23 protein-coding genes are annotated in these 21,103 nt (G+C 66.7%); 12 read left to right on the top strand and 11 right to left on the bottom strand.

Annotated elements, in window-relative coordinates; translation table 11 throughout:
* A partial coding sequence (locus BST13_RS39510; RefSeq protein ID WP_211296208.1) for a hypothetical protein occupies positions 1-190 on the top strand: 190 nt, incomplete at its 5' end.
* 20 nt (positions 191-210) lie between these two features.
* Here BST13_RS39510 and nei2 read toward each other — a convergent pair.
* From nei2 to BST13_RS29615, 4 genes are all read right to left on the bottom strand, one after another.
* Positions 211-966: an endonuclease VIII Nei2 gene (nei2, locus tag BST13_RS29635; RefSeq protein WP_083168595.1), complete on the bottom strand. Its 756-nt coding sequence runs from the start codon at positions 964-966 to the stop codon at positions 211-213.
* A 150-nt stretch (positions 967-1,116) separates the two neighbouring features.
* Entirely contained in the window at positions 1,117-5,631 is a 4,515-nt protein-coding gene (locus BST13_RS29630; RefSeq protein ID WP_083168581.1) for an ATP-dependent helicase, read from the bottom strand.
* Between the two features lie 57 nt (positions 5,632-5,688).
* Positions 5,689-6,342, bottom strand: coding sequence for a TetR/AcrR family transcriptional regulator (locus tag BST13_RS29625; protein WP_083168580.1), 654 nt, complete (start codon positions 6,340-6,342; stop codon positions 5,689-5,691).
* Positions 6,343-7,160: 818 nt separating this feature from the next.
* Positions 7,161-7,583, bottom strand: a complete 423-nt coding sequence (locus tag BST13_RS29615; protein WP_281254773.1) for an Hsp20/alpha crystallin family protein — start codon at positions 7,581-7,583, stop codon at positions 7,161-7,163.
* 274 nt (positions 7,584-7,857) lie between these two features.
* Here BST13_RS29615 and BST13_RS29610 point away from each other — a divergent pair, with 274 nt between their 5' ends.
* Positions 7,858-8,271 (top strand): heat shock protein transcriptional repressor HspR, encoded by a 414-nt coding sequence (locus BST13_RS29610; protein ID WP_083168592.1) that lies wholly within the window; start codon positions 7,858-7,860, stop codon positions 8,269-8,271.
* Between the two features lie 96 nt (positions 8,272-8,367).
* Entirely contained in the window at positions 8,368-9,804 is a 1,437-nt protein-coding gene (locus BST13_RS29605; RefSeq protein WP_083168576.1) for a lipase maturation factor family protein, read from the top strand.
* A gap of 20 nt (positions 9,805-9,824) precedes the next feature.
* Here the strand turns inward: BST13_RS29605 and BST13_RS29600 are convergent, their stop codons facing one another.
* The 5 genes from BST13_RS29600 to BST13_RS29580 all read right to left on the bottom strand — a co-directional run bounded on the left by BST13_RS29600 (position 9,825) and on the right by BST13_RS29580 (position 13,057).
* Positions 9,825-10,295, bottom strand: coding sequence for a DUF1942 domain-containing protein (locus tag BST13_RS29600; protein WP_158087212.1), 471 nt, complete (start codon positions 10,293-10,295; stop codon positions 9,825-9,827).
* A 97-nt stretch (positions 10,296-10,392) separates the two neighbouring features.
* Positions 10,393-11,202: an SDR family oxidoreductase gene (locus BST13_RS29595; RefSeq protein ID WP_083168573.1), complete on the bottom strand. Its 810-nt coding sequence runs from the start codon at positions 11,200-11,202 to the stop codon at positions 10,393-10,395.
* Positions 11,203-11,211: 9 nt separating this feature from the next.
* Positions 11,212-11,631: a hypothetical protein gene (locus BST13_RS29590; RefSeq protein ID WP_083168572.1), complete on the bottom strand. Its 420-nt coding sequence runs from the start codon at positions 11,629-11,631 to the stop codon at positions 11,212-11,214.
* On the bottom strand, positions 11,628-12,569 hold the full coding sequence (locus BST13_RS29585; protein WP_083168570.1) for a metallophosphoesterase family protein: 942 nt from the start codon (positions 12,567-12,569) through the stop codon (positions 11,628-11,630). The genes BST13_RS29590 and BST13_RS29585 overlap by 4 nt, the downstream gene beginning before the upstream one ends.
* A complete protein-coding gene (locus tag BST13_RS29580) occupies positions 12,566-13,057 on the bottom strand; it encodes a cupredoxin domain-containing protein (protein WP_083168569.1) in 492 nt (163 codons plus the stop codon). The genes BST13_RS29585 and BST13_RS29580 overlap by 4 nt, the downstream gene beginning before the upstream one ends.
* 236 nt (positions 13,058-13,293) lie before the next feature.
* Between BST13_RS29580 and BST13_RS29575 the strand changes: the two genes are divergently transcribed.
* The 3 genes from BST13_RS29575 to BST13_RS29565 are packed head-to-tail and all read left to right on the top strand — an operon-like array spanning position 13,294 to position 14,883.
* The gene (locus tag BST13_RS29575; RefSeq protein WP_083168567.1) at positions 13,294-13,833 is read left to right on the top strand and encodes an RNA polymerase sigma factor; all 540 of its coding nucleotides are present in this window, start codon (positions 13,294-13,296) and stop codon (positions 13,831-13,833) included.
* Positions 13,830-14,549 carry a QcrA and Rieske domain-containing protein gene (locus BST13_RS29570; protein ID WP_083168566.1) on the top strand — a complete coding sequence of 240 codons (720 nt, stop codon included), beginning with the start codon at positions 13,830-13,832 and terminating at the stop codon, positions 14,547-14,549. Before BST13_RS29575 ends, BST13_RS29570 begins: the two co-directional genes overlap by 4 nt.
* 58 nt (positions 14,550-14,607) lie before the next feature.
* Positions 14,608-14,883 carry a hypothetical protein gene (locus tag BST13_RS29565; RefSeq protein WP_083168564.1) on the top strand — a complete coding sequence of 92 codons (276 nt, stop codon included), beginning with the start codon at positions 14,608-14,610 and terminating at the stop codon, positions 14,881-14,883.
* A 7-nt stretch (positions 14,884-14,890) separates the two neighbouring features.
* Here BST13_RS29565 and amaB read toward each other — a convergent pair whose 3' ends face one another.
* Positions 14,891-16,441, bottom strand: a complete 1,551-nt coding sequence (amaB, locus tag BST13_RS29560) for an L-piperidine-6-carboxylate dehydrogenase (protein ID WP_083168563.1) — start codon at positions 16,439-16,441, stop codon at positions 14,891-14,893.
* A gap of 59 nt (positions 16,442-16,500) precedes the next feature.
* Here amaB and BST13_RS29555 point away from each other — a divergent pair, with 59 nt between their 5' ends.
* The 4 genes from BST13_RS29555 (at position 16,501) to BST13_RS29540 (ending at position 19,469) form a co-directional block, all read left to right on the top strand.
* Positions 16,501-16,965 (top strand): Lrp/AsnC family transcriptional regulator, encoded by a 465-nt coding sequence (locus BST13_RS29555; RefSeq protein ID WP_064945715.1) that lies wholly within the window; start codon positions 16,501-16,503, stop codon positions 16,963-16,965.
* 52 nt (positions 16,966-17,017) lie between these two features.
* Positions 17,018-18,328, top strand: coding sequence for an L-lysine 6-transaminase (gene lat / locus BST13_RS29550; RefSeq protein ID WP_083168562.1), 1,311 nt, complete (start codon positions 17,018-17,020; stop codon positions 18,326-18,328).
* Positions 18,329-18,612: 284 nt separating this feature from the next.
* Positions 18,613-18,906 carry a hypothetical protein gene (locus BST13_RS29545; protein WP_083168560.1) on the top strand — a complete coding sequence of 98 codons (294 nt, stop codon included), beginning with the start codon at positions 18,613-18,615 and terminating at the stop codon, positions 18,904-18,906.
* Positions 18,907-18,989: 83 nt separating this feature from the next.
* Entirely contained in the window at positions 18,990-19,469 is a 480-nt protein-coding gene (locus BST13_RS29540; protein ID WP_158087211.1) for a polyhydroxyalkanoate synthesis regulator DNA-binding domain-containing protein, read from the top strand.
* 12 nt (positions 19,470-19,481) lie between these two features.
* On the opposite strand, the gene BST13_RS29535 is transcribed toward BST13_RS29540, so the two are convergent.
* The gene (locus tag BST13_RS29535) at positions 19,482-20,033 is read right to left on the bottom strand and encodes a restriction endonuclease (protein WP_083168557.1); all 552 of its coding nucleotides are present in this window, start codon (positions 20,031-20,033) and stop codon (positions 19,482-19,484) included.
* Positions 20,034-20,107: 74 nt separating this feature from the next.
* On the opposite strand from BST13_RS29535, the gene BST13_RS29530 reads away from it, so the two are divergent.
* Positions 20,108-20,794 (top strand): PAS and ANTAR domain-containing protein, encoded by a 687-nt coding sequence (locus tag BST13_RS29530; protein ID WP_083168556.1) that lies wholly within the window; start codon positions 20,108-20,110, stop codon positions 20,792-20,794.
* Between the two features lie 60 nt (positions 20,795-20,854).
* Positions 20,855-21,103, top strand: coding sequence for a hypothetical protein (locus BST13_RS29525; protein WP_083168555.1), 249 nt, complete (start codon positions 20,855-20,857; stop codon positions 21,101-21,103).

The raw sequence follows: 21,103 nt of genomic DNA, 5'->3' as shown, positions 1-21,103 counted from the left end.
CCTCGTACTCGTCGAACACCGCCAGGACCGCTTCCCGGTCGACGACAGTGTTCGCAAGCATGTTCGAATTCTACCGCGCTCCGTCACCCCGCACACCAGTTATCCACAACCTGTACTTCATCCACAGGGGCAGGCGCACAACATGATTGGCTCGTGCGCTGTCCGTATAATGGTGACCCGCCACAAGTGACGCCTGGCGTCCGCAGGCGTTTACGTCTGACAGCTGGGGCACCAATACGTCACGCGATCGCCGCCGCTGTCCGTCTCAATGGGAGTGCCGCACCGCCGGCAGGGTGCACCCGCCCGGCCGTAGACCCACAGTTGGCGGCCGTTTCGGGTGTCGCCGGTAGTGGTCCGATTCCAGCGGGAACGGTTGAGCCACAGCATGTCCCGGGCCCGCTGCACTACTCGAAGCGGATCGTTCAGGGTGCTGACGGGGGTGGTGGGGCGACGACCGAACACGAAGCAGAGCTCGTTGCAATAGACGTTGCCGACGCCTGCCATCACGCGCTGATCGAGCAACGTCTGAGCAAGCGCCCGGTCCGGGTCGGCCGTGAGATTGGTCGCCGCGGTGCGCGGATCCCAGTCGGTGCCCAGCAGGTCGGGGCCGAGGTGTGCGACGGCGTCCATGTCGCGGTCGCGGTCCAGCACTTCGAGTAGACCGAGATCGATTCCGGTGGCCCGGGTGTCGTTTGTTTCCAGCACAATTCGGATCCGATGCGGTGCACCACCCCCGGTCCAGCCGACGCGCCAGCTGCCTTCCATCTTCAGATGCGAGTGGATGCTGGCCGTGCCGACCCGGATGAACAGGTGCTTCCCCCGGCTGACGACTTCGTCGACGACGTCGCCACTCAGGTCGACCGCGGCATACTGTGGCACACGGATGTCGCAGCGGGTCAACGTCTTTCCGGCCAGCGCACTGCGCAGTATCGCGGCGGTGTGAAAAACGGTGTCGCCTTCGGGCATCTCCTTATTGAACAGCTTCTCTGCCCGCGGCTTCAACATTCCCGGCGAGGATACGTGCAGACTTGATCTGCCCTGTGCGCCATCGGCGGATTGCTGGCGTATCGCAACTGAGCGCCCGACATGCCTGGATTCGGTCACAGCGCAACTCATTCACCGCAATCGAAGGCCCCGCGGTGTCCGGCTGAAGCCGGCACCCGTCAGCGCGTCTTGCACGACGCTTCGTTCGTCGTCGGCGCCAGGCTCGAGCACGGCGGTGCCGTTGACGCGCTCCACCAGCAGTGACGGTACGCGGCCCGAGCTGACCAGGTCGGCCAGCGCGGCCGCGGCGGCCCGCTGTGCGTCGGCGTCGGAGCCGAAGCTCAGCAGTGACTTGCCGCCACGCTCGAGGAACCACACGAGCTGCCCGTCCACCAGCGCCACCAACGCGCCGGCCTTACGGCCAGGCCGGTGGCCGGATTCGCCGTCATCGGGCCAGCCCAGCGCGGCGCCGTACGGATTCGCAGGGTCTGTCGCGGCGAGCACAACCGCGTGGTACTCGGGCCGCTTCGGGTCGACGCTGTCCAGATAGGACCGCAACCGGTCGACGGTCGACGCCGCCGCGAACTGCGCGCCACCGAGTGATTCGACGAAATATCCGCGTTGACACCGCCCGGCGTCCTCGAATGCGCTGAGCACCTTGTACAGCGTGGCGAAGCCGCCAGGCATCCCTTCGGCGTTGACCGCGCCCTTGGTGAGCACGCCGTGCCGGCCGAGCAGCAGTTCGGCCTGGAAATGTGCGCGCACTGTCGAGTCGGGTTCGGGGCCCGGCAGCGCCGACCACCGTCCGGACACGGTCGGATCGGCGGCCCGAGCCTGCGGGCGGGCCACGCTGTAACGGCTCAGCCGTGGCGGCCGTTGCCGCTGTCGGTGCGCGGGGGTGCCGGTGCGGCGCGGGCCCGCCAGCACCGCCCGCACCGGAGCGAATGTGTCGCCTGTGACCCATCCGGCCCAGATGAGTTCCCACAGCGCGGTTTTGAGCTCATCTGGGGCCAGCCCTTCGGCGAGCTGACGGAAGAAATACGCTCCGCCGCCGCCCAGGGTTTCCATGATCGCGCGGTGGGTGTCGGTGAACTCGATCTCGGCGGGTGCGGCCAAAGTCAACGGCACGGTGTCGGCCTGGTGGAAAGCGATCCAGCCGTCGCCGCCACCGATCTGCCCGACTCCCGACCAGATGACCTCACCGGAGGCCAGCAGTTCGTCGAGCATGGCGGGCTGGTAGTCGCGCACGCGCTGGCCGAAGACGAGCGATTCCACTGCCGAGGCCGGTATGGGGACACCGGCGAGTTGATCGATCACCGCCGCCAGCCCGTCGATACCGGTGCTGTGCGACGACCCGACATGCTGCCAGGACGGTAGGAACCTCGCGTACGCCGCAGTGGACACCGGTTCCACCTGGGCCCGCAGCGCCGCCAGCGACCGACGGCGCAGGATCTTGAGCACCTCGGCGTCGCACCATTGATCGCCGGCCAGATCCGCGACGAACTCGCCGCGCACCATACGGCCATCCACGGCCATGCGGCCCAGCACGTCAGCGGTCACGCGGAGCCCCAGCCCGAACCGTGCGGCCGCGTCGGCCGTGGTGAACGGACCACGCGTGCGGGCGTAGCGACCGAGCAGGTCTCCGAGCGGATCTGGGACCGATTCGGTGAACGCCGCGGGCACACCGATCGGAACCGGCACCCCAACGCCATCACGAAGCAGGCCGATGTCCTCGACCGCCACCCACCATGTCTGACCCGCGAAGCTGACCGGCAGCGCCCGCTTGGCGGCGTGCAGACCGTCGAGCCACCCCCCGATCATCTCGACCGTGCAGCGCTGGGCGATCTCTGCCTCGGTGAGCGGGCCGAGCAGTCGCAGGAGATCGGCCACACCTTCGGCATCGCGTGCGGCTCGCTCGGGGGTGAGGTGCTGCAGTTGGGCGGCGGTCGATGCGATCACCGCAGGGTCGAGCAGCTCTCGCAGCTCCACGCGGCCCAACAACTCCGACAGCAACACGGTGTCCAGTGCCAGTGCCGCGGCCCGTCGTTCGGCCAACGGGCTGTCGCCTTCGTACATGAATGCGCCGACGTAGCCGAACAACAGCGACGCCGCGAACGGTGAGGGGGTCGCGGTCTCGACGTCGACCACCCGCAGCCGGCGCTGGGCGACTTTGCGCATGAGCTCGGTCAGCGCAGGCACGTCGTAGACGTCCTGCAGGCATTCCCGGACCGCTTCCAACACGATCGGGAAGTCGGGGTACTTGCGCGCGATGTCGAGCAGTTGTGCGGCGCGCTGGCGCTGATGCCACAGCGGTGAGCGTTTGCCTGGGTGCCGCCGGGGCAGCAGCAGCGCACGGGCGGCGCATTCCCGGAATCGGGATGCGAACAGCGCCGAGCCGCCCACCTCGGCGGTGACGATCGATTCGATCTCGTCGGCATCGAAGACGAAAAGGTCGGCGCCCGGCGGATTTTCACCTCCGTCGGGCAAGCGGACGATGATGCCGTCATCCGATGCCGTTGGCTTCTCGTCGATGCCGTACCGCTCGCGCAGCCGTCGGCCGACCGCAAGGGCGAGCGGGCCGTGCACCCGCAGCCCGTACGGCGAATGCAGGATCACGCGCCAGTCGCCGAGTTCGTCGCGGAATCGCTCGACCAGCAGCGAGGTGTCGCTGGGGACGATGCCGGTGGCCTCCCGCTGCTCGCGCAACAGCTGATGCAGATTGTCCGTTGCGTAGCCGGCGAAACCCATTGCCAGGCACCGTTCGTCGAACGCAGCGCGGTCCAGTGCGGCGAGTTCGCCGGTGAACGCACCGACCGCCGCTCCCAGCTCGGCCGGCCGGCCCACGCTGTCGCCGCGCCAGAACGGGAGCCGCGCGGGCTGCCCCGGCGCAGGGATGACAAGCACCCGGTCGTGGGTGATCTCGGTGATCCGCCAACTGGTGGCGCCCAGCGAGATGACGTCGCCGGGCCGTGATTCGTAGACCATCTCCTCGTCGAGTTCGCCCACCCGGGAAGGTTTTTCGGAGTCGGTAGCCAGGTAGACGGTGAACAGCCCGCGGTCGGGGATGGCCCCGCCGGACGTGACCGCCAACCGTTGCGCGCCGGGACGCGCGGTCAGCGTGCCTGCGTCACGGTCGTAGACCAGCCGCGGCCGCAGCTCGGCGAATTCGGTGGACGGGTACTTGCCGGACAGCAGGTCCAGCGTCGCCTCGAAAGCGCTGCGCGGCAGCGTCGCGAACGGTGCGCTGCGCCGTACCGCGTCGAACCAGCCTTCGACGTCGAGCGGTTCGAGGGCGGCCGCCGCCACGGTGTGCTGCGCCAGCACATCGAGCGGGTTGGCCGGCACCTTCATGGTCTCGATCTCGCCGGCCCGCATGCGCTGCACCGTCACCGCGCAGCCGATCAGGTCGGTGCGGTGTTTGGGGAACAGCACGCCCTGGGAGATCTCGCCGACCTGGTGCCCGGCGCGACCGATGCGCTGCAGTCCGCTGGCCACCGACGGGGGCGCCTCGACCTGGATGACCAGGTCCACCGCACCCATGTCGATGCCGAGTTCGAGGCTCGAGGTGGCGACGACGGCACGCAGCCGGCCGCTCTTCAGATCGTCTTCGACCTGGGCGCGCTGCTCCTTGCTGACCGACCCGTGGTGAGCCTTGGCCAAAAGGGCCGGTGCGCCGTTGGCCTGACCGCTGGCCATGAGCTGTGCCGGGGCGCCACCGCCCACTTGCGGGTTGTGGTCGAGGGCGAGCTCGATGCCGGCACGTTCGGCGTGAATCTCGTTGAGGCGCGAGGTGAGTCGCTCGGCGAGGCGGCGAGAATTGGCGAACACGATGGAGGAGCGGTGCGCCTCGATGAGGTCGACGATGCGTTCCTCGACGTCCGGCCAGATGCTGTTGTTGGCGAGATTGGCCATGTCCGGCACAGGGACCTGCACCGTCAAATCGAATGTCTTGCTGGCAGGGGGAGCCACGATGGTGGTCGGCGCGGGCCCCGACAGGAACCGGGCCACTTCCTCGGGCGGCCGAACCGTCGCGGACAGCCCGATTCGCTGCGCGGGCCGGTCCAGCAGCTGATCCAGACGTTCAAGGGACAGCGCGAGGTGCGCCCCGCGTTTGGTGGCCGCAACGGCGTGCACTTCGTCGACGATGACGGTCTGCACGGTGGCCAGCGTTTCCCGGGCCGCCGAGGTGAGCATCAGGAAGAGCGACTCGGGTGTGGTTATCAGGATGTCGGGTGGTTTGGCGATCAGGGCGCGCCGCTGGTTGGGCGGGGTGTCCCCGGAACGCAGGCCGACGCTGATGGACGGTGCGGGCAGGCCCTGGCGTTCGGCGACCCGGGTGATGCCGGTCAGCGGTGTGCGCAGGTTGCGCTCGACGTCGACGGCCAACGCCTTCAGCGGCGACACATAGAGCACCCGGGTGCCCGTGCCTGCGGCGCCGGCCTGCTGTTCGAAGGCCAGCCGGTCGATGGCCCACAGAAACGCCGCCAGCGTCTTGCCCGACCCCGTCGGCGCGATGACCAGGGTGTTGTCCCCCTTGGCGATGGCCGCCCACGCCTGTGCCTGCGCGGCCGTGGGCTCCGGGAACGCGGTCGCGAACCACTCCCGGGTCAGCGCGCTGAACCGGGCCAGTGGATCGGGGGGAGTCATCCGTCCATACTGCCGCGTGGCACCGACATGTAGCCGGGATGAGATGCCGACCGGCCGTCAGCGGTGCTCCGGAGCGGCGGCGCAGACCAGTTCTGCGGGCAGTCCGGGAACCCGGCCCACGGCGTCGAGCAGGGCGTGCGCGCAGGAATCGGCGACGAATCCGGCGTCGATGGAGGGGTCGACGAGGCGTTGGCGGCACATCTCGAACGTGAACGCCAGCCAGCCGTAGATGGTGGCCCGCAGGTCGCGTTCCAGCTTCGCGTCCAACGGCTCGGATGTCGCCTCGGCGATGCGGCCCATGATCCGGTTGGCCTGCCGGTCGTTGTCGATGTCGTCGATGCCCCGCAACACCGGATCGACCCGGCCCATGCCCATGTACGCAGCCCATGCGCCGTGCGGATGTTCCTCGTCGTACCGCAGGTAGGCCAGCACGCCGGCACGCAACTGGCCGAAGAGGCTCTGGCCAGGTTCGGGGGCAGTGTTGGTCGCGGCGAACAGGCGCTCACCCTCGGCGCGGACAACGGCGGCGAAGAATGCGCGCTTGTCGGGAAAATAGTGGTACATCAGGGCCCGCGACACTCCGGCGCGCTCGGCGATCTCGTCGATGCGGACCTCGTCGTAAGGGCGCTGGCCGAACACCTCGGCTCCCAACGCCAACAGCTCACTGCGCCGATCGGCGGGGGAGAGACGTCGTCTCGCCTCGGCACCCACCCGGCCAGCTTAACTTCGGCGGTCGGGCGACCCGATGGCGGTACCGATGTCCGGCCGATACAACGAAGGGGCCGGCGACATCGCAAAGCGACTGTCCGCGCCGGCCCCGGGTTACGTTGACGAAGGACGCCCCGTCCGAAGCCGGGGGTGAGCGTTGGGTGGCCCACACGTTGTTGGCGCGCCGTCGGGTCGATTCAGCATGTCCCCAGGAGAATGCATTGTCCGACAGGCCGTTTCGATGTTGCGCAGTGAGCACACCGAGATGGGTCGGCACCGTCCTGGCGGCGGGCAGCTCCATGTACGACGCTGCAGCCCGGTCCGACCGTTCGTCGGCCATGAGGCGCATCCACTCAGCCTGCACAATCGCTGCCGCCTCATCGATCACGGCAGAAGGCTCGAACCCGACGGCTGTGGTCTCGTACATCTCGCACCCCCTCTCGCTTGGGAATCTCGGTGTCGAACTTCGTGTGTCACGCAACGTGATACGGCTCGACGGCGCGCAATTCGACACGTCGTGCCGGGGTGGACGCGGATGCGCATCCCACGCGCCCACCCCGGCTCGATAACTGCCGCGCGGTCCACCTTGAGCGGGCCACGATCAGTGGCGGTGCGTGCGCGTTGAGCGCGTCAGCCGCTGTCTTTTCGTCGCAATCAGTGTGGGCGACACGGCGTTACCGAAGATCTGTACTACTGCGGAACTGTCGATGTCTGATATCCGGGTTTTGAGGCATCACCTCCTCGCGCTCACGGTCGGGCATCGGCCGGCAGGGCCGCGGCCGGGGTCGGTGCCGGGCGACAGTGCCGCGGCCCTGACGATCTCAGGCGTTGATCGCAGTCTGGTGGCCGTCGCGGCTGATCTCGATGCGCCGTGGCTTCGCCTTCTCGGCGACCGGGATGGTCAACCGCAAGACACCGTCGTGGTAGGTGGCCTCGATCTTGTCCGCGTCGAGATTCTCGCCGAGGAAGACTTGCCGGCTGAAGACGCCGCGCGGTCGCTCGGCACTGAGCATTTCCCGATTTTCATCCACGTCGGGGCGCTCAGCGCGAACGGTCAGCACATCGCGTTCGACGTCGAGATGCAGCGAGTTCGCCTGTACCCCAGGTAGATCGAATTCGATGATGAACTGTTCGCCGTCTCGCCAGGCGTCCATCGGCATGATCGCGGGCCGAGCGGCAGTGCCCATCACCTGCTGGGTCAGTCGATCCAGTTCACGGAACGGATCTGTGCGCATCAACATCATGTTCACCTCCCAGTTGTGGAAGATAATCTATGTAAGTCGATATAGCTTTGTTGATACCACTCGAGGCATGTGCGCGCAAGGGTCACGACAGATTTTTTGGATGTTTCTTCTGGTGCAAGTGGGAGATCTGCTGAACTGCGCATCATAATTTTGCTTCACCACAGGCTTGGAAAACCTGTACCCGAACCCATAGCCTTGTCGTGTCGGCGGTTCCACGTTTGCTGGGATCGACATGGGGTGAGGAGGTTCGGTGGTCGAGAACACCAGACACGGCGTGACCAGGGACCACAAGGCTTCGCGGTCGGCGCGAGGCGTCTATGGGATCTCGGTTGCCGCTGAGTTGTCAGGGATCGGACCGCAGACGCTTCGCCTTTACGAACGCTCCGGGCTGCTCAGCCCAGCACGCACCGCCGGGGGCACCCGCCGGTACAGCGACGACGACATCGAGCAACTACGGCGGATCAGCGAGCTGGTCGAGCAGGGGGTCAACCTGGCCGGCATCGTCCAGATCCTGGATCTACAGGACAAGAACAGCCGACTGGAGTCCGACAACAGCAGGCTGGAAGAGCGCAATGCGGCGCTCGAAGCAGAACAACCGTCTCAGCCGCAGCAGGACGCGGTGGCGGGCCACCGCCGCAGCCGTGGCCCTCGAAGCACTCACGACGCCTCGACGCACGCGGCTCAATAGGCGCCGTCCATCATCGAATTGGGCGCAGGCGGGCAGACATTGCCGCCGCGACGGCTGGGTGCTTAGCATGGAAAGAGCCCCTCGACAGGCCCACACATGCAATGGTTCACCGCACCCGAATACTGGTTGGCCAGACAGGTGTTGCAGCGGGGGATCGCGGCGATCTACCTGATCGCGTTCGTCGCGGCCGCTCGGCAATTCCGCGCGCTCATCGGTGAGCGGGGCATGCTGCCGGTTCCCCGGTACCTGGCCCGCACCCCGTTCCGCGCCGCCCCCAGCATCTTCCAACTCCATTACTCCGACCGGTTTTTCGCGTTGACGTGCTGGCTGGGGGCGCTGTTGTCGGCAGCCCTTCTCGCCGGTGGCGGTGATGTGGTGCCACTGTGGGCCGCCATGGCGGTGTGGTTGCTGATCTGGGTGCTCTATCTGTCGATCGTGAACGTCGGGCAGACGTGGTACTCGTTCGGCTGGGAGTCGTTGCTGCTCGAAGCCGGATTCCTGGTGACGTTCCTGGGTAACGACGACATCGCACCTCCGGTGTTGGTGCTGTGGTTGGCGCGGTGGTTGGTGTTCCGCGTCGAGTTCGGTGCCGGCCTGATCAAGATTCGCGGTGACAGCTGCTGGCGCAATTTGACGTGCTTGTACTACCACCATGAGACGCAGCCGATTCCGGGGCCGCTCAGCTGGTATTTCCACCATCTGCCCAAACCGCTGCACCGTGTCGAAGTCGCGGGCAACCACGTGGCTCAGTTGGTGGTGCCGTTCTTATTGTTCGGGCCGCAGCCCGTGGCCGGTGTGGCTGCCGTCGTGGTGGTGGTGACGCAGCTGTGGCTCGTGTTGTCCGGGAACTTCGCCTGGCTCAACTGGGTGACGATCGTATTGGCGTGCAGTGCCATCCCGGACAGCTTCGTGGGCGTCGTGTCTCCGTCGCTGCCCGATCCGCCGGTCTGGTTCGTCGGCGTGGTCGTCGCGTTCACCGCCGCGGTGGTCGTTCTCAGTTACCGCCCGGTGCGCAACCTGCTGTCGCACCGACAGCGAATGAACGCCTCCTTCAACAGATATCACTTGGTGAACACCTACGGGGCGTTCGGCGTCGTCGGCCGCACTCGCGACGAGGTGGTCATCGAAGGCACGGCCGACACCCGGCTGACCGAACACACGGTGTGGCTGGAATACGAATTCAAGGGCAAGCCAGGCGATGTGCACCGCCGACCACCGCAGATCGCGCCGTACCATCTGCGCCTGGACTGGTTGATGTGGTTCGTGGCGATCTCCCCGGCATATGCCAGAGACTGGCTGCCCGCCTTCCTGCGGCTGCTGTTGGACAACGACGCCGCGACCGTTCGTCTGTTGCGGCGCAACCCGTTTCCCGACTCACCCCCGCAGTATGTGCGGGCTCGGCTCTACCGGTACCACTTCAGCAGTTGGCACGAGCTTCGGCACGAGCACATCTGGTGGCATCGCACGCTGCTCGGTGAATACATCCCGCCTGTTGCGCGCCGCGCCCCGCACGGCCAGACGACGGGCGGATGAGAGCGCGCGCCAGAAGCGGGTCACGACCAGATCAGCAGGTCCTGCACGCCGTTGTTGTAGACGACGCTGGTCGGCGGCGGGCCGACGACGTCGAAATACACCGCACCCGTTGCCGAGCCGCCCTGACCCAGTGGGGACGGGTTCAGCGCCGGCGGGCTGGGCGCCTTGTGCAGCGCGGGGTAGCTCTGCCCGTCGTCGGTGCGCGCAGAGAAGTCCGACACGACCGGGGTGGTCACACCATGAACCGCGGTCACCGTCGCAATCACCTTCCACAACCGGCCGCTGACGGGGAACGGCATCGGGTCGTCACTGGGCTGTAGAGCGCTGATCCTCCACTCGGTGCCGACGGTCCCGTCGGCGTTGCACAGGGGTTGCTCACTGCCGAGCTTGCTCATGGTCGGGTAGGCGGACGCAGGAGCCGGGGTGAACACACCCGCGACGGTCTGCGCCAGCGCTTCCGCAGCGCTCACGGCCGCCTTCCGAAGATCCATGAGGTCCTCTCCTCCTGCCGCGGTAGCGGCCACCGCTGTGCGTCGCATGCCGTCACTTGCGCTACCCACTATCGGCGCAGGCTAACCTTCGGCACGCCTACGTGCTGCGCAGTGTCCTCTGGTAGCGGCGCATGCCCGCGATCCACCGGTCGTAGTCACTGCCCTTGTGGCGGTACATGTCGAGCACTTCCGGGTGGGGTAGCACCAGGAACCGGTCGGCGCGAATGGCGTCGACGGTGGCCGCCGCCACCTCGTCGGCCGTGATCACCGCACCGGATCGCACCACGGCTTCGGCGCTCGCGTGGGTGTCGGGGTCGGCTGCCGCACGGACTGCGTTGAGCAGCGGGGTGTCCACCCCCAGCGGGCAGACGCAGCTCACCCCGACGCCGTCGTCGCCGTAGGTGATCGCCAGCCATTCGGCGAACCCGACGGCCGCGTGCTTGGTGACGGTGTAACCGGCGGTGCCGATCTGCGACAAGAGCCCGGCCGCCGAGGCGACCGAGACGAAGTAGCCGGTACCGCGAGATTGCCACTGGGGCACAAGGACGTTCGCAGCCCGGATGTGAGCGCGCAGATTGACGTCGAGGATGACGTCCCAGTCCGCGTCGGCGCCCAGCCCTGGTGCGCCCATGATTCCGGCGTTGGCGACGTAGATGTCGACGGGCCCGAAGTCGCTCTCGGCCAGTCCGACCAGGTTCTCGATGTCGGCGGTTGCGGCGGCGTCGGCGCGGGCCGCCAGCGCCGCACCGCCGGAACCGGTGATGAGCTCCGCGGTCTCCACGGCTCCTGGATGGTCGATGTCAGCGACCACCACGCGGGCTCCCGCCGCACTCAGCGCGTGTGCCAACGCCCGCCCGATGCCCGAGCCGGCGCCGGTGACTATCGCTACCCGGTCTTCGATGTGCATCCCATCTGCTTACCGGACTTTCTGTCGGAATGGGTTATCTGCCGGGATCTCGACGAGGTCCCGCAGTGACCATCCGGCCAACAGCACGACGACCACCTCGGAAACCAGGCTGATCAGCGCGTGCGGAGCCGGCTGAAGGCCGTACTCGACGAAACCGAACAGCCCCGTGGAACGGGACAGCCCGAATGCACCGATCGCGCCGACCGCCCCGACCAGGGCGGCCAGCCGCAGCCACGCCGGTCCACCGACTGCGATCAGGACCGCCAGCGCCCCGAAAACCGATGACAGGACCAGAAATCCGGGGCCGATCGCCGGGATGTGTTGGTACCCGTGCAGGTACAGATAGGCGTGGCTGGCTGCGCTGGTCAGCAGCCCGGCGGCGATCCCGAGGTTGACTGCAACTCTGGCGACGACATTATCCAATTTCATTGCAGCTTCTCCTCTTTGAGCGCCAGCGCGGTGTTGCCCTTGGTGTAGGTGACTTCCCGGATGCCGAGGGCATCCTGCAGCCGCCCGGCGGGCAGGGTCACCGGTTTGGGTGCCGGGCCGTCGCCGGGATGCGGCAGCGGATACGCCGTGGTGGTCCCGCTGTAGAACGTCACATTGCCCTCGGTCTTCGAGAACAGTTGGTGGACATGCCCGTTGAGGCAGGTCACCGAAGAGAACCGGCGCAGGTAGCTCAGCGCCTGGGTCGCATCGTCGGTGCCCCAGCCCCAGTCCGGGTACATCGCGAACAACGGGATGTGGCTGAACACAACGATCGGGGTGTCCGCCGACAACGACGCGACGTCCTTCTCGACGAACTCGAGCTGGTCGGGTCCGAGGTGACCGAGCTTCTTCAGGTTGAGCGTGTTGACCAGACCGATGACATGCACGCCGGCGATGTCGAAGCTGTACCAGCCGTCGCCGCGAGTGCCCGCGCCGAACACCGACCGGTATTTCTGGCCCGCGTCGTCGACGGAATCGTGTTCTCCCGGCACGGTGAACACGTGCGGTGTCTTGAGGCCCTGCATCATCTGCTTGACCTGGTCGAATTGAGCAGGGGTGGCCAGATGCGTCAGGTCGCCGGTGTGGATGACGAAATCCGGTGTGTAGCCGAGCCCGTTGATCTGATCGACGGCCCGGCCGAAGGAGCCGACCACATCGGTGTTGGCACTGCCGGTGAACCCGATATGGCTGTCGCTGACCTGGGCGAAGCGCAGTGTCGGCCGCGCGACATTGGCTGTGGGCTGGGCGGCGGCATGTGAGATCACCTCACCGCCGACGACGGCGAGCCCCACCGCGGCGCCGAACCAGGCGCCGTGGCGGATCAGCTGCCGGCGGGTCATGCCCTGCGGGTCGGAGTTTGCGTCCTGCTGATCGTTCATGGCGTCACCACCACGGTTCCGTGCATAAACGGATGGATGCTGCAGATGTAGTCATAATTGCCTGCGTTCGTGAACGTGTAGGTGTAGGTGGCATTGGCGTCCATGCCGGGGGAGTGGAACGAGCCGTCGTTGGCAGCGATGGTGTGTGGTTCCTCGTCGTGATTGGTCCACGTCACGGTGTCGCCGCGGTGCACCGTCAGGGTGGCTGGTACGAATGCGAAGTTGTTGATGCTCACCGCTGTACCTGACACCGGCGCCGACGACGTGTCTGCCGGTGCCTCCGCAGGGGCCGCGGGTGCCGCCGGGTTCATCGGCGCCATGCCCTGCATCGGGGCCATACCGACCGAGGTGCCCCCGTTGGCGCCGAAGTTCACCGTCGGCGGCGCCGACGATGGTGTCGCCGACGGCGTATTCGAGCACGCCGCCAGTGCGGCCGCCGTCATCACCGCGGCGGCGACGACGGCGCTTGTTCGGGATCGTCGGAACATGACGGAACCTCCGGTTGGAAAACGGTGCAGAACGGTCACCACGAGATAGCGATCGGGGTTACACGGGCCGGTGGATTTCCGCTCTCGCAGACCGCCTCGGGAGGATGCTTGACGAGTGTGGTGCGCGGTCACATGTAACCCACCCTCCTACCTAGGTGTGCGGAGCTCCCGCACGACGAAAGGCGGAAGGCCGGTGACGGCGCAGAAATCCATGCAGGGACATGCGGAGAAACTCGATGTCGGCCCAACGTGACCGACCCGAGCTGCGGTTGGTACCGGATGCCTGTTACCCGAGCTGGGAATCGGTGTATGACGACAACGTGACGTGGGTGTACCGGATGCTCTATGCCCGGCTGGGCAGCCGGGCCGACGCCGAGGATCTCACCTCGGAAGTGTTCCTGGCCGCGTTGCGGCCGTTGCGGCTCACGGCCAGCGTGGCCGAGGTCCGGTCATATCTGCGCGCTACCGCCCGGACGGTGCTGGCCGCGCACTGGCGGGCCACCATGGGACGGGAGATCACCGCAATCGACGACATCGACGCCCTGGAAGCCGCCACGGACGACGAAGCGGTCAGCAGCACGGCGCCGCAACGCGTGGCCGGTGTGCTGGCCCAACTGCCGCCGCAGTACCGGCGCGTGCTGGAATTGCGGTTCCTGCAAGGGCGCTCGGTGCGGGAGTCGGCGAACGACATGGGGGTCAGCGTCGCCAACGCAAAGGTCCTGCAACACCGCGCGCTGCGACTGGCAGCTCAGATCAACGAGGGAGGGGCACCGTGACCAGGCGCGGGGTACGCAAATACGTCGACGATCTACTCGCCGGCCGGCGACCGGAGTCCTTCCCCGCCGACGACTTCGAGGCTGCGCAGATCCGTACCGCGATCGAGCTGCGGGCAGCCCGACCCGGTGCCGACGAGCCGAGGCCGGAGTTTGTCGACGGCCTCAAGAGCCGTATCGCCCAACAGCTTTCCCACGAGCAGCCGGAGGAGCCGGCCGCCGCTCGGCAGGGGGCGTCGGCCACGCGTCGGCAGGTCATCGTCGGCACCGCCGCGGCGGCCACCGCCGCCGTCGCCGCCGTGTCCATCGATCATGTGGTCACCGGGCGGCGCGCCCCGACCGACTCGCACGAGGCCGACAGCTCCCAGCTGGTCCCCAACGACGGTGCCTGGCTGCCGGTGGCGAGAAGTGCAGAGCTGAACGAGGGGTCGGTTCTGCCGTTCGATCTGGGAACCGTGTCGGGATTCGTGCGGCGGGCTGCCGGGGGCCGCGTGGAAGCGGTGTCCGGGGTGTGCACGCATCAGGGATGCAAGTTGTGGTTCGACGACTCCGCCGACAGTCTGCGGTGCCCGTGCCACGTCACCTCGTTCTCACCTGCCGGTCAGGTGCTCACCCACCAATTGCCGATTGCTCCGAAACCGTTGCCGCACTTCGATGTTCGGGAGCACGACGGTGTCATCGAGGTGTTGGCGCCCGCACCGCCGGCGCAACCGGCGTGAGGACGCTGTAACCGTCGCGCATATCGATTGTCGAGGGACTTGTGCAGGAGGTCCGGAGATGAACAGATCGATATGTGCACTGGCTGCGACCGCGTTCGCCGTGGTGGGCTTGACCGGGGTGGCCGTGGCGGCACCGACCGGGGGCATGAAGGCCCCGGATGTGGTGCGGGACTTGACCGAAGCCGGCTACTCGGTTCAGGTCAACGGCGCCAACGGGGTGCCGCTGTCACAATGCACGGTGACCGGCGTACACGGGGTGCCGGTCGGCACGCAGGTCGCCGCGCCGCGGTTCACCACCGTCTATGTCGACGTCGAGTGCGAACCCGAAGGTTGACCGGGCGCTAACCGAAGTGCACGCCCTGGGCCAGGGGAAGCTCTGACGAGTAGTTGACGGTGTTGGTGGCGCGGCGCATGTAGGCCTTCCAGGCGTCCGATCCGGATTCCCGGCCGCCGCCGGTTTGTTTCTCGCCGCCGAATGCGCCGCCGATCTCGGCACCGGACGTGCCGATGTTCACGTTGGCGATACCGCAGTCCGATCCGTCGGCGGCGAGGAACCGCTCGGCCTCGCGTACATCGGTGGTGAAGATGGCCGATGAAAGACCTTGCGGCACCTCGTTGTTCAACGCGATGGCTTGGTCGAGGGAATCATAGGTGAGCACGTAGAGAATCGGAGCGAACGTCTCGTTGTGCACCACGGCGGTCTGAGCGGGCATCCGCACCACCGCGGGTGCCACGTAGTACGCGGCTTCATCACCCATGTCGTGGCGTTCTCCGCCGAACACCTCACCGCCGTCGGCGCGGGCCTGGTCCAGCGCACCCACCATGTCGCGGTAGGCACGCGCATGGATGATCGGGCCGACGAGCGTGCCGTCGGCTCCCGGTGCGCCGATCGGCAGACTTCGGTAGGCCGCGACGATCCGCGACACCAATTCGTCGGCGACGCTTCTGTGCGCGATCAGCCGGCGAAGGGTGGTGCACCGTTGCCCGGCGGTACCCGCGGCGGAGAAGACGATGGCGCGTACTGCCAGGTCGAGATCCGCCGATGGGGTGACCACGGCCGCGTTGTTGCCGCCCAACTCCAGCAGGACCTTGCCGAACCGGGCTGCCACCCGCGGACCGACCTCCCGGCCCATCCGCACCGAGCCGGTCGCACTGAGCAGCGCCACCCGCGGGTCGTCGACGAGGCGTTCGCCCAGTTCCCGGCCGCCGAGAACCAGTCGGCTCACCGACGCCGGTGCTCCAACATCTGAGGCTGCCCGTTCGATCAGGGCCTGGCAGGCGATGGCGGTCAGTGGCGTCAGTTCGGAGGGCTTCCACACCACGGTGTCGCCGCACACCAGCGCGACGGCGGTGTTCCATGCCCACACCGCGACAGGGAAGTTGAAGGCGGTGATGACGCCGACGACGCCCAACGGGTGCCAGGTCTCCATGAGTCGATGGCCCGGCCGTTCGGAGGCGATGGTGCGCCCGTAGAGCTGCCGGGACAGCCCGACGGCGAACTGGCAGATGTCGATCATCTCCTGCACCTCGCCGAGGGCCTCCGAGACGATCTTCCCGGCCTCGATGGTAACCAGCGCCGCAAGTGCGCCCTTGTGCTCGACGAGCAGTTCACCGAGCCGGGCCACCAGCGCGCCGCGTACCGGTGCGGGTGTGGTTCGCCACGTCGAAAAAGCTTGTGCGGCTTCCGCGATGGCTGCATCGACTCGTTCGGGAGTGTCCTCGGCGATGGTGAACAGCACGTCGCCGGTGATCGGTGTACTGGCGGGGAGCCTCGCCGGATGGGCTCCGGGCGGGCCCAGTGTGACCGTTGCGCCGATGGACTCGAAGGCCTGACGCACCTGCAGGCGCAGGTCATCGGCGGTGGGCAACTCGGTGCGTTCGGTCGTGGTCATCGTGCGCCTTTCTGATCTGCCCGGAATCGGATCGGGGTCAAGGGGTTACAGTGCGGGCCATGGGTGAACCGGACGAACAACCTCTGGACGGGATCGACCGGATCCTGGTTCGTGAGCTCGTGGCCGACGGCCGGGCCACGCTTGCGCATCTGGCCTCGGTCGCCGGGCTGTCGGTGTCGGCGGTGCAGGCGCGCGTGCGGCGGCTGGAGGCGCGCGGGGTGGTGACCGGGTATTCGGTGCGGCTCAACCCCGAGGCGCTGGGCAACATGCTCTCGGCGTTCGTGGCCATCACTCCTCTCGATCCCTCTCAACCCGATGATGCGCCCGCCCGCTTGGAGAGCATCCCCGAAATCGAATCGTGCCACTCGGTGGCAGGCGAGGAGAGCTACATCCTGCAGGTGCGGGTCGCGTCAGCGCGGGCGCTGGAGGACTTGCTGCAACGGATCAGGACTGCGGCCAACGTGCGCACCCGGAGTACCGTGATTCTTCAGACATTTTACACCGGACGGAACTACATTCCGTAACTATTCCGGTTGTCAACCAGCTCAAACGTAAAGATCGCGCTAAAATGGCGCCATGACTGCCGTGCTGACATCCATCACGCCCGGTCGTGTGCGCGAAGTCCTCGCTCGCAGCATCCTGACCGACGGCTACGACTTCGTGCTCGACCTGGACCGGTCGGTGGGTTCGTATCTGGTGGATGCCACCACCGGTGAGCGCTACCTGGACATGTTCACGTTCTTCGCGTCGTCGGCGCTGGGAATGAACCATCCGGCTCTGGCCGACGATGCGACGTTCCATGCCGAGTTGCTGCAGGCCGCGCTGAACAAGCCGAGCAACTCCGACATCTACAGCGTGCCGATGGCACGCTTCGTCGACACTTTCCGCCGGGTTCTCGGTGACCCGGCCCTGCCGCACCTGTTCTTCGTCGACGGTGGCGCACTGGCCGTCGAGAACGCACTCAAGGTGGCATTCGACTGGAAGAGCCGGCACAACGAGGCGCGCGGTATCGATCCGGCGTTGGGCGGCAAGGTGTTACACCTGCGTGGGGCTTTTCACGGGCGCAGCGGGTACACGTTGTCGCTGACCAACACCGATCCCAACAAGGTGGCCCGCTTCCCCAAGTTCGACTGGCCCCGCATCGACGCGCCATACCTGAGGCCGGACGCGAACATGGATGAGCTGGAAGCCGAATCGCTGCGTCAGGCGAGGGTGGCCTTCGAGGCGGCTCCGCACGACATCGCGTGCTTCCTGGCCGAGCCGATCCAAGGGGAGGGCGGGGACCGGCATTTCCGCCCGGAGTTCTTCGCCGCGATGCGCGATTTGTGCGACGAGTTCGACGCCCTGCTGATTTTCGACGAGGTTCAGACGGGGTGCGGGATCACCGGGACCGCTTGGGCCTACCAGCAATTGGGTGTGACTCCCGATGTCGTGGCGTTCGGGAAGAAGACGCAGGTGTGTGGCGTCATGGCGGGCGGCCGCGTCAGCGAAGTCGCCGACAACGTGTTCACCGTGAGTTCGCGGATCAACTCCACGTGGGGCGGCAACCTGGCCGACATGGTCCGCTCGCGGCGCATCCTTGAAGTCATCGAGAGCGACGGGCTGCTGGACCGCGCCGCGTCGACCGGCCGCTATCTGCTCGGCCGACTGCATGAGCTGGCGCATGATTTTCCGGATCTGGTGCTCGATCCTCGCGGGCGAGGGTTGATGTGTGCATTCAGTCTGCCGACGCCCGCCGAGCGGGATGCGCTGATCGGCCGGCTGTGGGACCGGCACGTCATCATGCTGCCCAGCGGCAGTCATAGTGTGCGGTTCCGGCCTGCGTTGACGGTGGCGCACGGTGAAATCGACGCCGCGGTGCAGGAAGTGCGCGCGGCGATCCGGTAGCGGCGACGTCGATCTGGACGCAACGCACATTGCCCGCGCTATGACGCAGTGCGTAGCAGACGGCTGGGCGTGTTCCGGTGCGGCGGTAGTGTCGCTGAGAAGGCGTTGTTGCAGTTAAAGGGCATTTTGGGCCCTCGTATGAGCTGTCGGACCGCAAGTTTACGCACCCAGCAATAGTGATGTACATCACAACGCATTGCGTAATATTTCTGCGCCGCGTAACTTTTGTGGTGCGTAAGAAACGCAAACAAGACCGAAAAACCCGATCAGAAAGCGAGCCGACCATGGCCACCAAGACCGCCACTAAGACCGCCTCCAAGAAGTCCGCCGCCAATGAGTCGGCCACCACCGAAGCCCACCTCACCAGCTATCTGTCCAGCGTCATCGACAGCGCCAAGAACATCGTCGACGACCTGCTCGACACCGCCGGTGACGTCGAGAAGTCCGCCCGCGACCGTGTCGGTGACGTGCGTGACCGGATCGTGCCGGACAGCGACAGCATCGACAGCCTGCGCGGCAAGGTTGCCGACCTGACCGATCAGGTCGAGAAGCTCGCGCGGATCCGCAAGGGTAAGTGACAAGAAGTATCTTGGCGTAGGGGCTGACGCGCCCCTGCGCCAATGATGCGTTCGGGACACGACTATGAGTCAGGATGAGATCCATGTCCGATGACCACGTGATCAAGCGCTACGCGAACCGCAAGCTGTATGACACCGTGCGGCGCCGGTTCACCACACTCGACGAGCTGGCGCAGCTGCTCGAGTCCGGCGTGCGTGTTGTGGTGCGCGATCACAACACCGGCGCCGACCGCACTGACGAGGTGCTCGCGCAGGTGGTCAGCCGTCAGGTGAAGAACATCCCCGGCGGCATCGACATGCTGGCCGGGGTGCTGCGCGCTCCGGTCAATGTCGCTCTGGGCGTTGCCGGGTCGGTGGCCGGATCGACCCCCGCAGCGGAGCCTGCGGCGCCTCCGACACCGCAGCCGGCCGAGGAGCCCGCCAAGCCCAGCGCCGAGGACGAGATCGACCGCCAGCAGGCCGAGATACGCGAACTGCGCGAACAGGTTTCACAACTCACCCAGGCTGTGACCATGCTGCTGCAGGACAAGGTGCGCGACACCGAGCAGAAGTCCGCGGACTGACGACGAGCCGCTCTATTGCACGGTGGCCCGGCGGATCACCGACTTCAGCCTGGGCAGGTCGGCCCCGCCGACCAGTTCGCAGCCGTGTAGCTCGGCGAGCTTGCGTGCCGCCGGGGTGAACTCGTGATTGGTCACCACCATTGTCCTGGCACAGTCCTGCATCGGCGCCCCCGCGACCACCTCCTGGACAGCGCCTGCGCCGACCGGGCGGGACTGCCGTTTGCATTGAACGGCAAGACGATTGGGTCGGTGCCCGACGATCAGATCGACGCCCCAGTCTCCGCTGAGAGGCGTCATGATGACCGGCACGCCGCAGGATCGGGCGACGCGCGCCACGTAGTCCTCGAACTCCAGTCCGCTCATCTCGCTGGTCGTGTCCTCGCGTTCGCCCGCGGTGCTCGCGCCTGCCACGGCGGCGATCAGGAAGCGGGGAACAATCGTGAGCGCGAGCGGCAGGCATACTCCTGCCCCGATGCTCGCGCCTGGGCTGGCGCCGTACAGGTGGAACGCCGCGGCGCACGCCACCCCTGCCGCCAGATAGAGCTTGAACCTCAGCCGACTCACGCACCGAACGCTAGTTCCCGGCACTGACAGATCGATGCCGTTGAGACCGGTCGGGGAACGGGTAATTTCGTCATATGACGGATGATCCGAATCCGGCTTACGTCGAGTCCCCCATCGAGCATGCGCTCGCGGGCGGCGAACCGCAGCGTGTCGGCTGGTTCCGTTTCTATTTCGCCGACGAACGCTGGGAGTGGTCGCCGCAGGTCGAGCGGATGCACGGATACTTACCGGGCACGGCGCAGCCGACGACCGAACTCGTTCTGTCGCACAAGCACCCAGAGGACTACGGGCAGGTGGCTGCCACCCTCGACCAGATCCGCCGGACCGGCGGCGCGTTCAGCACGAGACACCGGATCCTCGATACCGAAGGCAATGTCCACTACGTCGTGGTGGTGGGAGATCAAATGTTCGGCGACGACGCCTCCGTCGTCGGCACTCACGGCTTCTACGTCGACGTCACCAAGTCGTTCGCGGCGGCGCAGGAACGGCTGGTCACTGCGACGGTGGCCGAGCTTGCCGAAGCCCGCGGCGCCATCGAACAGGCCAAGGGCATGTTGATGGTGCTGTACCGGATCGACGCCGACGCCGCGTTCGAACTGTTGAAATGGCGGTCGCAGGAGACCAACACCAAACTGCGTGCGTTGGCCGAGCAGATCGCGCACGACTTTCTTCATCTCGACTACAGCGAGACGTTTCCCAACCGCATCGTCTTCGACCGCCTGCTGCTCACCGCCCACCTACGGGTCGATCGGGAGGTTTAGCCCGCCGGGTTTCGGGGAAGTCGCTTCCGCGACACGCGCGCGGAAATCTCGGGAGGCGATATGGCGATTTGCGCCACCTGCGGCAACGACTACGACAAAGCGTTCACGGTGAGCTGGAACGGCCTGACCGAGACGTTTGACAGTCTCGAATGCGCGGCCGTCCGGGTGGCACCGGAGTGCGCCGCGTGCGGATGTCGAATCCTGGGCCACGGCGTGGAGACGTCGGGAATCATGTACTGCTGCGCGCACTGTGCCCGGCAATCCGGGCATCCGACGATGGTGGACCGCCACAGCGTGATGGACGCCTGA

The sequence above is a fragment of the Mycobacterium aquaticum genome (assembly GCF_002086485.1).
GTDB lineage: Bacteria > Actinomycetota > Actinomycetes > Mycobacteriales > Mycobacteriaceae > Mycobacterium > Mycobacterium aquaticum.
The sequence above is the reverse complement of the archived record's forward strand: the minus strand, read 5'-3'. Positions and strand labels throughout refer to the sequence as shown.